The sequence below is a fragment of the Streptomyces sp. NPDC029956 genome (genome assembly GCF_055574655.1).
Genome location: NZ_JBVHZJ010000001.1, coordinates 190,761 through 204,178, shown reverse-complemented (window position 1 = coordinate 204,178; position 13,418 = coordinate 190,761). Strand labels below are relative to the sequence as shown.

Annotated in this window: 11 protein-coding genes; 2 read left to right on the top strand and 9 right to left on the bottom strand. The window is 74.6% G+C overall.

Annotation, left to right across the window (positions count from 1 at the left end):
- Window positions 1-110: 110 nt before the first annotated feature.
- Window positions 111-974: a VOC family protein gene (locus ACZ4XX_RS00715; protein ID WP_468505823.1), complete on the bottom strand. Its 864-nt coding sequence runs from the start codon at window positions 972-974 to the stop codon at window positions 111-113.
- A 111-nt stretch (window positions 975-1,085) separates the two neighbouring features.
- Between ACZ4XX_RS00715 and ACZ4XX_RS00710 the strand changes: the two genes are divergently transcribed.
- Complete coding sequence (locus tag ACZ4XX_RS00710; protein ID WP_468505822.1) at window positions 1,086-1,694, top strand: GNAT family N-acetyltransferase; 609 nt, start codon at window positions 1,086-1,088, stop codon at window positions 1,692-1,694.
- Here the strand turns inward: ACZ4XX_RS00710 and ACZ4XX_RS00705 are convergent.
- The 7 genes from ACZ4XX_RS00705 to ACZ4XX_RS00675 form a co-directional block, all read right to left on the bottom strand.
- Window positions 1,670-4,405 carry a fumarate reductase/succinate dehydrogenase flavoprotein subunit gene (locus ACZ4XX_RS00705; RefSeq protein ID WP_468505821.1) on the bottom strand — a complete coding sequence of 912 codons (2,736 nt, stop codon included), beginning with the start codon at window positions 4,403-4,405 and terminating at the stop codon, window positions 1,670-1,672. The genes ACZ4XX_RS00710 and ACZ4XX_RS00705 overlap by 25 nt on opposite strands.
- A gap of 47 nt (window positions 4,406-4,452) precedes the next feature.
- Window positions 4,453-5,238 carry an ABC transporter ATP-binding protein gene (locus ACZ4XX_RS00700; protein ID WP_468505820.1) on the bottom strand — a complete coding sequence of 262 codons (786 nt, stop codon included), beginning with the start codon at window positions 5,236-5,238 and terminating at the stop codon, window positions 4,453-4,455.
- Entirely contained in the window at window positions 5,235-6,149 is a 915-nt protein-coding gene (locus ACZ4XX_RS00695) for an ABC transporter permease (protein WP_468505819.1), read from the bottom strand. The genes ACZ4XX_RS00700 and ACZ4XX_RS00695 overlap by 4 nt, the downstream gene beginning before the upstream one ends.
- Complete coding sequence (locus ACZ4XX_RS00690; protein WP_468505818.1) at window positions 6,146-7,516, bottom strand: ABC transporter substrate-binding protein; 1,371 nt, start codon at window positions 7,514-7,516, stop codon at window positions 6,146-6,148. Before ACZ4XX_RS00690 ends, ACZ4XX_RS00695 begins: the two co-directional genes overlap by 4 nt.
- 14 nt (window positions 7,517-7,530) lie before the next feature.
- Window positions 7,531-7,758, bottom strand: coding sequence for a ferredoxin family protein (locus tag ACZ4XX_RS00685; RefSeq protein WP_399621513.1), 228 nt, complete (start codon window positions 7,756-7,758; stop codon window positions 7,531-7,533).
- Window positions 7,759-7,834: 76 nt separating this feature from the next.
- Complete coding sequence (locus ACZ4XX_RS00680) at window positions 7,835-8,602, bottom strand: GntR family transcriptional regulator (protein ID WP_468505817.1); 768 nt, start codon at window positions 8,600-8,602, stop codon at window positions 7,835-7,837.
- A 191-nt stretch (window positions 8,603-8,793) separates the two neighbouring features.
- Window positions 8,794-9,711, bottom strand: a complete 918-nt coding sequence (locus ACZ4XX_RS00675; RefSeq protein WP_468505816.1) for a MerR family transcriptional regulator — start codon at window positions 9,709-9,711, stop codon at window positions 8,794-8,796.
- A 176-nt stretch (window positions 9,712-9,887) separates the two neighbouring features.
- Between ACZ4XX_RS00675 and ACZ4XX_RS00670 the strand changes: the two genes are divergently transcribed.
- On the top strand, window positions 9,888-11,597 hold the full coding sequence (locus ACZ4XX_RS00670; protein ID WP_468505815.1) for an alpha/beta hydrolase: 1,710 nt from the start codon (window positions 9,888-9,890) through the stop codon (window positions 11,595-11,597).
- A gap of 110 nt (window positions 11,598-11,707) precedes the next feature.
- Here ACZ4XX_RS00670 and ACZ4XX_RS00665 read toward each other — a convergent pair whose 3' ends face one another.
- On the bottom strand, window positions 11,708-13,342 hold the full coding sequence (locus ACZ4XX_RS00665; protein WP_468505814.1) for an amidohydrolase: 1,635 nt from the start codon (window positions 13,340-13,342) through the stop codon (window positions 11,708-11,710).
- Between the last annotated feature and the right edge of the window lie 76 nt (window positions 13,343-13,418).

Sequence of the window (13,418 nt, the reverse complement as noted above, 5' to 3'; positions counted from 1 at the left end):
GTCTCCCCCCCCCCCCCCCCCCCGCCCCCCCCACCCCCCCCCCCCCCCTCCCCGCCCCCCCCCCCCCCCCCCCCCCCCCCCCCCCCCCCCCCGGTCCGGCGGACCACCGGTCAGACCGTGGCGCCCTCCGCCGCCTCCAGGGCGAACAGTGCGCCCTCCGGGTCCCTGACCACCACCACCCGGCGCCCGTCGACGTCCTCCGGGCCACGTACCCCGCCCCAGTCGCCACCGGGCACGACGGTCCCGCCGTACGCCACCACCGCCACCGCGGCAGCCTCCGGATCCGGCACCCGGAACCGCACCAGCCAGCGCGGACGCAGCTGCGGCCGGGGCGAGCCCGACTCGACCGGCCCGCTGTTCAGCCGGGCCACGGCCTCGCCGTCCCGGCGCAGCACCACCTTGTCCTGCTCGTACGAGACCTCGAACCCCGCGGGTGCCTCGTCCGCCCAGCGCAGCACCTCCCCGTAGAACACCGCCGCCTCGAACGCGTCCCGGGTGTGCAGCTCCAGCCAGGCCGGCGCCGAGCGCATGCCGAGGTGCAGACGGTTCTCCGTCCGCCCCTCCCAGACACCGAACGCCGCACCCTCACGGTCGGCGGCGAGCGCCGCCCGACCGTGCGGCGGGTAGCCGACGGGCCCCACGCCGACCGTGCCGCCGCGCTCCCGGATCCGCGCCACCGTCTGATCCACGTCACCCACCGTGAAGAACGCCGTCCAGGCCACCCGCACGGACAGCTCGGCCGCCACCGCCGCGATCACGGCCACGGGCTGCTCGTCGAGCCGGCCCACCGCGTACTCCCGGTCCCCGCCGTCGTCCCGCCGGAACGTCCAACCCAGCACGGCACCGTAGAAGCGCTCCGCCGCGTCGAGATCCCGCGCGGTCAGACTCAGCCAGCACGGCGCTCCCACCACCTCTCCGGTCGTCGGCCCCGACACCGGCACCACCTCCTGTTCCGTCCTGCTCGCTGCGTGCATCGTGCGCCCCTTCCCCGGTCCACTGCCCCGCATGCGCGCACTCACCCGACTGCCGCCGAACACCACACGCCCGGGTGCGCCGACGCGGACAGCGGGGGATACGGTCCGGGCATGAACAGCCCGCAGCCCTCCCTCCGTGAAGCCCCCGGGAACGGGACGGCCCCCTCCACCCCGCCGCTCCGGCTGCGGCCCTGGACGTACGAGGACGCCGAGCCGCTCGTACGCCATCACCGGGACCCGCAGCTGCGCGCCTGGCTCGCCACCCACCTGGACACCCTCCGGCAGGCACGCGCGTGGGTGGACGACCAGGACGCGGGCTGGGCCGCCGGGACCCGGGCGGCCTTCGCGATCGTCGAGGACACGGCGGCGGGCCGAAGGGCGCCGCTCGGCCACATCGCCGTCACCGCTGAGGGAGCGGCGGCCGTTCGCGTCGGCTACTGGACGGCGCCTCGGGCACGCGGGCGCGGGATCGCCTCCCGGGCGCTGACCCGCGTCACCCGCTGGGTCACGGACGAGGACGGCCCCTTCGCCGGGCGCACCCCGGAACTCGTGCACGCCGTCGGCAACGAAGGCTCGTGCCGGACCGCCCTCGCCTGCGGCTTCTCCCTCACCGCAACGCTTCCCGCCGCCCCGCCCGCGCCGCCGCGCGCCCAGCACCTCCACACGGCGGCCGTACCCCTGCCCCCGCCCGGAGCTCAGCGCGCCGCGCGGGCCGCGTAGGCGCGTACGTCCGCGTCGGGGTCGTCCGACGCCCCCGCGAGGGCCGTACGCGCCTCGGGGTCGGCCCGGTGGACGAGGAGCGAGAGGACGGCGGCCTTCCGGACGTCCGCGTTCGCGTCGGCGAGCGCCTTCGCGAGCGCGGGAACGGCCGGGGCGGCCGGGGCGGCCCGCAGCGCGGTCGCCGCGCCCGAGCGGACCTGCCAGGCCGGATCGCCGAGGGCGGCCCCGGCGCGCACGGCGTAGTCGGCGGGGCAGCCGGTTCCGGCCAGGGCGGCGAGCGCCGCACCCCTGACCAGCGGGTCGCTGTCGTCGAGCAGCGGCCCGAGCGGCTCCGGCGCCGGATCCCGGACGGCCGCCAGACCCCGGGCCACCGCGACCCGGACCTCACGGGCCGGATCGGCGGCCGCCACCGCCAGCTCCGTGACGGCGTCCACCGAGACCAGGGCCCGGACGGCCTGGACGCGTACCTCGACGGTCGCGTCGGCGAGCGCCCCGCCGTACAGTTCGGCGTCCCCCAGCCGCAGGGCCCGCAGGACCTCCAGCGCGGCGGACCGCACGGCCGCGTCCGGTACGGCGAGCGCCTCCCGCAGACCGGCGCCGAGCTCCGGCTCTGCGGGCAGCACCTCGACCAGCTCGCGCAGGGCGGCCGAGGCGGCGGCCCGGACCAGCGGCGAGTCGTCCCGCAGCCGGGCGGCGAGCGCGGGCCCGGTGCCGGTCGGCGCGGTCTCGCCGAGAGCCGTCACGGCGGCAGCCCGTACGGCCGGATCCCGGTCGTCCAGGTAGGGGCCGAGCGCGTCGAGATCGGGGGACTCCTCGACGAGCGACAGGAGCCGGAGCAGCCGGGGATGGGGTGACGCGACCGCCGGCACCCCGACCGGGGCCGGGGTGCCCGTCCGCGGCCGCGCCGCCGGAGCCGTGTCCCGGGGCCCGGCCGTGGCGACCGGCACCAGCTCCACCTCGCCGAGATGCCGCTCGGGACCGCCGGGCGGCGCGAACTCGGGCACCGGCACCAGGTACGGCTCCACCGGACGGGCCGTGAACTCCATCGCGCCCGCAGGGGACTTCCGCAGGTCGAGGTGGTGCAGCCAGCCGGCGTCGTCCCGCTCCGGGTGGTCGAGCCGCTCGTGATAGAGACCCCAGCGCGACTCGGTGCGGGCGAGCGACGCCCGCGCGGCCATCTCCGCGCAGTCCCGGATGAACGACACCTCCGCGCACCGCATCAGCTCGTGGGCCGAACGCGCCCCCATCCCGGCGATCTCCTCCGACATCCGGTCGAACGCCTCGACGGCCAGGGAGAGTTTCGCGCCCGTCTTCGGCGGCGCCACGTAGTCGTTGACGAACCGCCGCAGCTTGTACTCGACCTGGGGCTGCGGCGGCCCCTCCGGGTGACGCAGCGGCCGGTAGACGAGTTCATGGGCGGCCGCGAGCTGCTCGCGGTCCAGCTCACCCTCGTACGCCGCGTACCGGGAGGCGTCCTCACCCGCCAGGTCACCGAAGACGAACGCGCCGATCATGTAGTTGTGCGGTACGGAGGCCAGGTCGCCGGCCGCGTACAGGCGCGGCACGGTCGTCCGCGCGTGGGAGTCGACCCGTACCCCCGACGCCGAGTGGCCGCCGCACAGGCCGATCTCCGAGATGTGCATCTCGATGTCATGGGTCCGGTAGTCGTGCCCGCGGTTCTCGTGGAAGGTGCCGCGGGTGGGCCGCTCCGTGGTGTGCAGGATCGACTCGACGGCGCCGATGGTCTCCTCGGGGAGATGGCTCAGCTTCAGGTACACCGGGGCCCGGTCCGAGGCGAGTTCGGCCGCGAACTCGGCCATCATCTGCCCCGACCAGTAGTCGGACTCCACGAACCGCTCGCCGTGCCGGTTCACCTGGTAGCCGCCGAAGGGGTTCGCGACGTAGGCGCAGGCGGGCCCGTTGTAGTCCTTGATCAGGGGGTTGATCTGGAAGCACTCGATCCCGGTGAGCGCCGCACCCGCGTGGTACGCCATGGCGTAACCGTCGCCGGCGTTCGTCGGGTTCTCGTACGTGCCGTACAGATAGCCGGAGGCGGGCAGGCCGAGGCGTCCGCAGGGGCCGGTGGCGAGGATCACGGCCCCCGCCCGGACGACGACGAACTCGCCCGTGCGGGTGTTGAACCCGGCCGCGCCGACCGCCCGGCCGTCCTCGGGGTGGGTCAGGACACGGACCGGCATGACGCGGTTCTCGATCCGGATCCGCTCCCGCATCTCGCGCCGCCGCAACTGCCGGTAGAGGACCTTCTTGACGTCCTTGCCCTCGGGCATCGGCAGCACGTACGAACCGGACCGGTGCACCTGCCGGACCGCGTACTCGCCGTGCTCGTCCTTCTCGAACTTCACCCCGTACGACTCGAGGCGCTGGACCATGCCGAAGCCCCGGGTCGCCGTCTGCCGGACCGTCGACTGGTCCACCAGACCGTCGTTGGCACGGGTGATCTCGGCGACGTAGTCGTCGGGCTCGGCGCGGCCCGGCACGACCGCGTTGTTGACGCCGTCCATGCCCATGGCCAGGGCGCCGGAGTGCCGGACGTGCGCCTTCTCCAGGAGCAGGACGTTCGCCCCGCGCTCGGCGGCGGTCAGCGCGGCCATCGTGCCGGCGGTGCCGCCGCCGACGACGAGCACGTCGCAGGACAGCTCGGTCGCGTCGGCGAGGTCTGGCACGGTCAGGGGGACGACGGGGCTCTCCATGGGGCGCCTTTCGAGGATTCGGGGGTGCGCGGGTTCGGGGACGCGCGTCAGAGGGAGTCGAGGACGCGGCGGCGCAGCGCGGCCGTGTCAGGCGCCTGCCGGGCGTCGCGCGCACGCGGGTGCGGTACGTCCAGGACGTCGCCGGTCGCGAACAGGGCGACCCGGTCGCCGAGATGGATCGCCTCGTCGACGTCATGGGTGACGAAGACGACGGTCGCCCCCGTGCCGCGCAGGATCTCCACCAGGAGGTCCTGCATCCCGGCGCGGGTGTGGGCGTCGAGCGCGCCGAACGGCTCGTCCATCAGGACGGCCCGGGGGCGGGCCGCGAGGGCGCGGGCCAGCTGCACGCGCTGCCGCTGCCCGCCGGACAGCTGGTGCGGGAGCTTGCGGGCGTGCCCGCCGAGCCCGACCCGCTCCAGCCACTCCTCGGCCGAACGGCGCCGCTCGGCGCGGGGCACCCGCCGGATGGCGAGGGGCAGTTCGACATTGGCGCGGACCGAACGCCAGGGCAGCAGCGCGTCGTGCTGGAAGACCAGGGCACGGTCGGCGCCCGGCCGGCGGATCGGCTCCCCGTCCTGGGTGACCCGTCCCTCCAGTGGGGGCAGCAGACCGGCGAGCGTGCGCAGGAGGGTGGTCTTGCCGCAGCCCGACGGGCCGACCACGGTCAGCAGTTCACCGGGGGCGATCCGCAGGTCCACGGGGCCGGGCACGGCCACCCCGTCGGGATGCCCGAGACGGACGCCGTGCAGGGCGAGTTCCGCACCGGCGGGGACCGTCGGCGTCGTCTGCGCGGACGGCTTCGCGGACACGGCGGACGGGCTCACGGTGCTCATGGAACCGGCTCCTTCTCGGGGCGGCGGACAGCGGAAGCGGACGCGGAAGAGGCGGCGGGAGCGGTGGGCGTGGGCGTGCTCGCCGCGCGGGCGGCGCCGCCCGCCGGGACCCGGGCGGTCGGGCGCGGCAGCCACGCCGTGACCCGGCGGCCCAGCGTCTCGACCGCGGTGGAGGTGAGCCAGCCCAGGGCGCCGATCGTGGCCATGCCGACGAAGACACCGGGGTAGTCGACGACCGTGTAGTCCTGCCAGGTGCGGTAGCCCACCCCGTACTCGCCGGAGATCATCTCCGCCGAGATCACACAGATCCACGAGACGCCGATGCCCACCGACAGACCGCCGAAGATCCCCGGCAGGGCGCCCGGCAGCACCACCGAGAACAGCACCCGCGCCCGGCTCCCGCCGAGGGTGAGCACCGCCTCCTCCCACACCGGGTTGAGGGCCCGAACGGCGTGCCGGGTCGACACGAGGACCGGGAAGAGGGCCGCGGCGCAGGTGATGAAGACGATGCCCTGCTCGTTGGTGGGGAGCAGCAGGATCGCGACCGGCACCAGGGCGATGGCCGGGATCGGGCGCACCACCTCGACCAGCGGGCCCAGGATGTCGGCGGCCCACCGGGACCGGGCGACGGCCGTGCCGGCCGCCACCCCGAGGACGGCGGCGAGGAGGAAGCCGACCGCGATCCGGCGCAGACTGTGGCCGAGGTCCTGCCAGTACGCCTCGGTGCCGATCCGGTCCCCGAGCGCGGAGGCGACCTCGACGACCGTGGGGAACTGTTCGAACCGCAGCCACAGATCGACGTCGTAGGAGGTCAGCAGCTGCCAGAGGCCCAGGGCCGCGAGCGGCGAGGCCACCCGGACCAGCCGGCGGCCGGCGCTCGTGGCGCCGGTCCTGCCGCTTCCCGCGCTCATGACGCGAGCCTCACGGCGTCCGCGTACGGGACGATGCGTGAGCCGGCGTGACCGGCCACGTACCGCTCGGCGCCCGAGCGGGTGACGAAGGCACGCCATGCGGTGCCGTCCGCGACCCACACCGCCCGGTCCGCGAACCACAGCGTCCCCGTCACCGCGTCCGGCACGTAGGCGGCCCGTACCGAGGCACCCTTGACGGCCTTGAGGAGTGCGGCGGGGCTGTCGAAGGTACGGACCGAGCTCCGGCCCTTCAGCCACAGCTCGGACTTCGGACCGGTCGCCTTCGGATACGAGAGGTCAGGCACCGCCCGGCGCAGCGGCGCCGGGTCGACGAACGCGTCCACGTCGACGTCCTTCACCAGACCGGCCTCCTTCAGGACCGGCACGTCCTCCTTGAGCGCGGCGATCAGCTCCGGGCGGAGCGCCGGGTCGAAGGTCGCGATGCCCTGGGCGCCGTTGTAGAGGTAGACGACCTCGGCGGGCAGCCCGGTCTCCTTCGCGACCGACTCGGCGGCGGCGACCGGCTGCTTGCGCAGATGATCCGTGGCGCGGTTCTGGGCCCGCAGGAAGGCGTCGAGGACGGCGGGACGCCGCTTGGCGAACTCCTCGCGGACGGTGACCCCGTGGAAGGTCGGCAGGTTCAGCTCGGCGCCGTCGTACAGCGCCGTGGCCTTGCCCTGGAAGGCGAGCAGACCCGGCCAGGCGACGAACTGGGACAGGGCGTCCACGCTTCCGGCCGCCAGGGCCGAAGCCCCCACGCTCGGCTGCTGGTTGAGCTTGCGGACGTCCTTCGCGGGGTCGACCCCGGCGCGCCGCAGCGCCCGTACGAGTGTGCCGTCGGCGGCCGAACCGACACTGGTGGACACCTTGCGGCCCTTCAGGTCCGCGAGCGATCCGAGCGACGAACCGGGGGCGGTGACCACGGTGTTGAGGCCGCCGCGCAGGTTGTAGCCGGTGACCGCGACGAGCCGCGTCGGCTCCCTGAGCTGCTTCCCGCGTGCCGCGTTGATCAGCAGCGGGAAGTCGCCCATCGAACCGATGTCGATCTTCCCCGCCGTCATCTGTGCCGTGATCGGCGCCCCGGTCGCGTAGTCCTGCCAGACCACCCGGTAGGTGAGGCCGTCCTTCCGGCCCCGCTCGGCGAGTTCCTCCTCGAAATAGCCGAGGGAACGCAGCAGCGTGCCCGCGGTGACGGTGTTGATGGTCTTGGACTGGTAGCCGACGGTCACCGTGACCGTCGTTCCGTCGGACGAGCCTCCGGTCCCGGTCCCGCCGCAGGCGGTGGCGAGGGGCAGGAGAAGGACGAGCGGGAGGGCGAGCCGGCCGGCTCCCCGGTGGTGGAGCAGCGGAAGTCTTCCTCGGGACATGGGTGTTCGGCCTTTCACCGGAGCAGATAGGGCATGTTGACGGTGACCGCGCCGGTGGGGCAGCGGGCGGCGCAGGGGCCGCAGTACCAGCACTCGTCCACGTGCATGTACGCCTTGCCGTCCTCCGCACGGATCGCGAGCGAGTCCAGCGGACACATGTCGACGCAGAGCGTGCATCCGTCGATGCACTTCGACTCGTCGATGGTCACGGGCACGTCGGCACGCTGGGGGACCAGAGGCATGGCTGTCTCCAGGAAAGGGGTCGGAGGGAGAGGGGAGGAGCGGGAAGTACCGGAGGGACCGGGGAACGGAAGACGGTCAGAGGGAGCGGCGCAGGACGCCGCCCATGGTGATGCGGTCGCCGCGGAACCGGATGAACTCCAGGTCCACCGGCCGCCCGTCGGGCAGACAGGTGAGCCGCTCCAGCATCAGCACGGCGGCCCCGCGCGGGGCCTGGAGCACGGCGGCGGAGTGCGCGTCGGCGTTGACGGCCTCCAGGGTGATCTCCGCGTGCCCGAGCGGGCCGCCGGTCAGCTGCTCCAGGAGCCGGAACACATCCGTGTTCTCCAGGTCGCAGCCGAGGAGTCCGGCACCGATGTCCATCGGGAGGTACGACAGGTCGAGGGAGAGCGGCAGTCCGTTGAGCCGGCGCAGCCGCTCGATGCAGAGCACGTCGGAGTGCTCCGGCAGCCCGAGCCGGTGGGCCACCGGCCCCGGCGCGCCGACCGGTCCCACGGTGCGGACCTCGTTGGTGACCCGCCCGTGCTCGCGCAGGGTCTCCGCGAGCCCCTGGAGCCGGTCCAGACCGTGCGGGTACTTCTCGCACACCACCACCGTGCCGACCCCCGGCTGCCGTTCGACGATCTGCTCGCCGCGCAGCAGGTCGAGCGCCTGCCGGACGGTGTTCCGGCTGGCCCGGTAGTCGGCCGCGAGCACGTCCTCCAGCGGCAGGATCCCGCCGGGGAATCCGCCCGCCAGGATCTGGTGGCGCAGCAGGTCGGCGAGCTGCCGCGCCCGGTCCGCACGCAGCCGCAGACGGCGGGCGGCGGCGACGGGACGGGCGGCGGAAGCGGATTCGGCGGGCATGGCAAGGAACGTAGCGGCGGGTCGTCCCGGATGGTGTTGCGGCAGTATTGCGCCACCTGGCATCGCGTACACACCGCTCTGACCTGCGAAGATTCAGAGCATGCGGACAGATCCGCCACCCCGCCGCCCACCACGTGGACGCCCGGCCGCCCACCATGCGGGAAGCCCGGCCGCCCACCATGCGGGAAGGGTCAGCCGGCCCGGGCCTCGACCTGGACGTGCAGGGCGACGGAGAGGCGGTGGTGGAGCGCGCCGAGCACCGGCTCGCCCGGCGCGAACAAGCCGGTCGCGAGCTTCCAGTACCGGGTGATCACGGGCCCGTCGCTCCGGGCGAGCAGCGGGAGCAGCCCGCGCCGGAAACCGGGGGAGTCCACCGTCCCGCACGCCTGGGCGTACGCGGCGACGAAACAGTCCAGCGCGCCACCCTCCCGCAGGGCGCGCTCCGCCGGCTCCGTCGAGGCCAGGGCGTACGCCTCCGCCAGACCCTCGTACAGCACGGTCGGCCGGTACTCCCCGTCCGGCAGCGGCGGCGCCGGCCGCGACTCGGGCAGATGGACGCCGGGATCGGACACCAGGGCGTGCAGCCGGGCGAAGTCGAGGACCTGCCCGGGGCTCGGCTCCCGCGGAAGCGTCGGCACCACCGATTCGAGCACCGTGGACACCACCCGCGCGGGCAGCCGTACGGGCAGGATCCGGCGCCAGAACCGGGCCAGGGCCGCCGTGTCGGGCGGCACGGACACCGCACCGATCAGCCGCAGCCGCTCGGCCCGCTCCCCGGGCGGGCAGTCCTGGAGCAGCCGCAAGGAGGCCTCGCGCCAGCGCAGCGCCGCCAGTCGGGAACCCAGCTCCCGCAACTGCCCCGAGACGACCTCCTCCAGGGCCTCGTCCCGTGCGAGGACCCGCTCGACCTCCGCGACGGGCAGGTCGAGGCCGCGCAGGGACCTGATCAGCCGAAGCCGGTCGAGCGCCCCTGTCCCGTACCGACGATGCCCGCCGGAACTGCGCCCGGCCTCGGGCAGCAGGCCCCGGTCGGAGTAGTACCGCACGGTCTTCACGCTCACACCGGCCCGCCCGGCGAGCTCCCCGATGCTCCACAGTCCTTCGGACACGACGAAGCGAGCCTCCCTCGAAGGCACTCGGCAGGTGCCCTTCCCCACGGTCGGCTCCAGTGTGGTGCATGGCCGAGCGCGTCAAGGGGCTGTGTTCCGCGGCTCCTTGAGTCTCCCCCTGGGGGAGTTCCTAGCGTGGCGGCGAGGCATCCCCCAGGAGTCGCGAGGAGACGATCATGACCGTGTACGTGCTGGTGTCGGGCCCCTTCACGGGTGGCTGGGTCTGGGAGGAGACCGCGTCACGGCTCCGGGCGGCGGGCGCGGAGGCGTACCCGGTGACGCTCCGGGGAGTCGGGGAGCGACGGGTCGCCACCGGAGCGGGCATCGACCTGGAGACGCACATCCAGGACCTGGTGCGGCTGATCGACGGCATCAGGACGCCCCCGGTCGTGCTCGTCGGGCACGGCTACGGGCTCCATCCCGTCCTCGGCGCCGCCGACCGCCGTCCCGGGCGCGTCGCCCGGATCGTCTCCCTCGACACGGGCCTGCCCGACGACGGCGAGGCCGCCGCGCGCAGCGTGCCCGACCCCGAGGTACGGACACGACTGACGGACGGTGACGTGGGCTACGGGGCCGGGACGGAGGGAGTCGGGACGGAGGGGGTCGGGATGGCCGGGCTCGGGACAGACGGGTTCGGGACGGAGGGAGCAGGGACGGACGGGCTCGGGGCAGACGGGTACGGGGCGGAGGGAGCAGGGACGGACGGGCTCGGAGGCGTCGGCGGGGGCGACGGGTGGCTCGCGCCGCCGGCGCCGGGCACCTGGTCCCGCTGGGGCAGCACCGAGGGCGTCCCGGCCGAGGCGCTCGAACGGCTCCACCGTCTCGCCGCACCGCATCCCGTGCGCACGCTCACCCAGCCGCTCCGGCTCACCGGCGCGGCCGCCGCCCTGCCGACCACCGGCGTGCTCTGCACCGCCAACGGCTCCAGCATCGACCTGGTGCAGATGCTGGTGGACTCGGGGCCGCCCCAGTACCGGTCGCTCGCCGACGACAGGATCCGATTCATCGATCTCGGCACCGGGCACTGGCCGATGCTCTCCGCGCCCGATGAGCTGGCCGAGGTGCTGGGCCGGGCGGCGGCCGGGGAGGGACACCGGGTGACCGTGTCCGAACGGTCCCACGAGCCGCCTAAGCACCTGCTGCCCTTTCTCCTCGACGTCCCCGAGGCGCCGCGCGAGCGGCGGGGACGGGTCGATCTCCACCTGCCGGGCGGACTCGGCCTGCCGACCGAGGGCGACCCGCGCCCTCCCGGCGCCGATCGCCCCCGGCCGGCCGTCGTCCTCGTCCACGGCGGCCCGGTCTCACCCGACCAGCGGCCCACCCCGCGGGACACCCCGTTCCTCCTCGGGTACGCCCGCTACGCGGCGAGCCTCGGCGCGATCGGCGTCACCCTGGACCACCGGCTGCACGGCCTCGCCGACTTCCCGTCGGCGGCCGAGGACCTCGCCGAGGCCGTCGCGCTCGTCCGCGCCGACCCCCGCGTCGACGGGGAGCGGATCGCGCTCTGGTTCTTCTCCACGGGCGGGCTCCTCGCGGCGGACTGGCTGGCCGCGCCCCCGCCGTGGCTGCGCTGCCTCGCGGCGAGCTACCCCGCCCTGGCACCGCTCCCCGGCTGGGGCGCGGTGGAGTCCCGCTTCCGGCCCGTCGACGTCGTCGGTACGTCTGACGGTCCGCCGATCGTCCTGATACGGGCCGGACAGGAGCACCCGTCCTTCGCGGCGACCGTCGAGGACTTCCTGGCCGCCGCCGGGAGGAACGGGACGGACGTCGAGATCGTCGACGTTCCGCACGGTCACCACAGCTTCGAACTGGTCGACCCCACCGAGGAGTCCCGCGCGTGCGTGGAGCGGGCGATGCGGTCCGTGCTCGGGCACCTCCGGGACTGACCGGGGCTGACCGGGGCTGACGGGGCTTCTGACGGGACGGCCGGGACCGGCCGGGACCCGGTCGGCCGGGCACCGCAACCGGACCGCACCGCTCAGCGCCCGTCCACGCCTCAGCGCGTGTACACCGGACGGCCGCTCACGTACGTCCGCTCCACCCGGGCCTCCGCGATCTCCTCCGGCGGCCCGGTCAGGATGTCGCGGTCCAGGACCACGAGGTCGGCGAGGTTCCCGGGGCGCAGGCTGCCCGCGTCGTCGTGGCCGTTCGCATGGGCGGAGCCGGCGGTGTACGCGGTGAGGGCCGTGGACAGGTCGAGGCGCTGCTCCGGCAGGAACACGCGGTCGTCGGCCGAACCCGGCTCCCGGCGGTTGACGGCGACGTGGATGCCCGCGAGCGGGTCGGGGCTGCTCACCGGCCAGTCGCTGCCCGCGACGAGGGTGGCACCGGCCCGCACCAGATCGCCGAACGGGTACTGCCAGGCGGCGCGTTCCGGCCCCAGGAACGGGATGGTGAGTTCGTCCATCTGCGGCTCGTGGGCCGCCCAGAGCGGCTGGATGTTGGCGATGGCGCCGAGTGCGGCGAACCGGGGGAGGTCGTCCGGGTGGACGACCTGGAGGTGGGCGAGGTGATGGCGGTTGCCGCGGCGCCCGTTGGCGGCGACCGCGGCCTCCAGCGCGTCGAGGGCCTCGCGGACGGCCCGGTCGCCGAGGGCGTGGAAGTGGACCTGGAAGTCAAGGGCGTCGAGCTCCGCCACGTACCCGCGCAGCGCCCCGGGTTCGACGAAACTGAGCCCGCTGTTGGCGGTGGCGCAGCCGCAGCCGTCGAGGTAGGGGGAGGTCATGGCGGCGGTGAAGTTCTCCGCGATGCCGTCCTGCATGATCTTCACCGAGGTCGCCCGGAAGCGTCCGTGGCTCAACTCCTTCCGACGCGAGACCAGTTCGGGGATCTGCTCGGAGCCGCGCCGCCGGTCCCACCAGAGCGCCCCGGTCACCCGGGCGGTGAGCGAGCCGTCGCGGGCGGCGGTCGCGTAGGCGTCCGAGGGGTCGGCCCGGCCGCTGAACGAGCCCAGGAGCGCGTCCTGCCAGCCCGTGATGCCGAGGGAGTGCAGCAGCTCCTGGGCTCGCAGGAACCCCGTGAGGCGGTCCGCCGGAGTGCTCGCCGGCACGAGGCGTGCCACGAGCGTCGTGGCACCCTCCTGGAGCATGCCGCTGGGCGCACCGTCCGGCTCGCGCTCGATCCGTCCGTCGGCGGGGTCCGGGGTGTCGGCGGTGATCCCGGCGAGTCGGAGGGCCTTCGTGTTCGCCCAGGCGCCGTGGTGGTCCCGGTTGGACAGCAGGACCGGCCGGTCCGGGACGACCGAGTCGAGCAGCTGCCGGGTGGGCAGCCCGCCCGCGAAGCTCTCCATCGACCAGCCGCCGCCGGTGATCCACGCGTGGTCCGGGTGCGCGTCGGCGTACGCCCGGACCCGGCCGAGGTACTCCGGGACGCCGACCGTGCCCGTCAGATCGCACTCGGCCAGTTCCGAACCGCCGAACACCGCGTGGACGTGGGCGTCCTGGAACCCCGGGAGCAGCAGCTTCCCGGTGAGGTCGACGATCTCGGTCCGGGGGCCGACGAGCTCCCGCACCTCGTCGTGGCCGACGGCGACGATGCGCTCGCCGACGACAGCGAGTGAACTCGCCCGGGTGCGGGCCGGGTCGACCGTGAAGACGGGTCCGCCGGTGAAGACCAGATCGGCCGAGGTCATGGGCGTGCTCCTGGGGACGTGCGACGACGGGTGCCGACGCCATGCAATCCGTACCGCCGTATACACGTCAATGGTG

Excerpts from the sequence above, each read along its gene's own strand:
- ACZ4XX_RS00715 (WP_468505823.1), bottom strand. The coding sequence starts at position 974 with ATGCACGCAGCGAGCAGGACGGAACAGGAGGTGGTGCCGGTGTCGGGG.
- ACZ4XX_RS00710 (WP_468505822.1), top strand. The coding sequence starts at position 1,086 with ATGAACAGCCCGCAGCCCTCCCTCCGTGAAGCCCCCGGGAACGGGACG.
- ACZ4XX_RS00705 (WP_468505821.1), bottom strand. The coding sequence starts at position 4,405 with ATGGAGAGCCCCGTCGTCCCCCTGACCGTGCCAGACCTCGCCGACGCG.
- ACZ4XX_RS00700 (WP_468505820.1), bottom strand. The coding sequence starts at position 5,238 with ATGAGCACCGTGAGCCCGTCCGCCGTGTCCGCGAAGCCGTCCGCGCAG.
- ACZ4XX_RS00695 (WP_468505819.1), bottom strand. The coding sequence starts at position 6,149 with ATGAGCGCGGGAAGCGGCAGGACCGGCGCCACGAGCGCCGGCCGCCGG.
- ACZ4XX_RS00690 (WP_468505818.1), bottom strand. The coding sequence starts at position 7,516 with ATGTCCCGAGGAAGACTTCCGCTGCTCCACCACCGGGGAGCCGGCCGG.
- ACZ4XX_RS00685 (WP_399621513.1), bottom strand. The coding sequence starts at position 7,758 with ATGCCTCTGGTCCCCCAGCGTGCCGACGTGCCCGTGACCATCGACGAG.
- ACZ4XX_RS00680 (WP_468505817.1), bottom strand. The coding sequence starts at position 8,602 with ATGCCCGCCGAATCCGCTTCCGCCGCCCGTCCCGTCGCCGCCGCCCGC.
- ACZ4XX_RS00670 (WP_468505815.1), top strand. The coding sequence starts at position 9,888 with ATGACCGTGTACGTGCTGGTGTCGGGCCCCTTCACGGGTGGCTGGGTC.
- ACZ4XX_RS00665 (WP_468505814.1), bottom strand. The coding sequence starts at position 13,342 with ATGACCTCGGCCGATCTGGTCTTCACCGGCGGACCCGTCTTCACGGTC.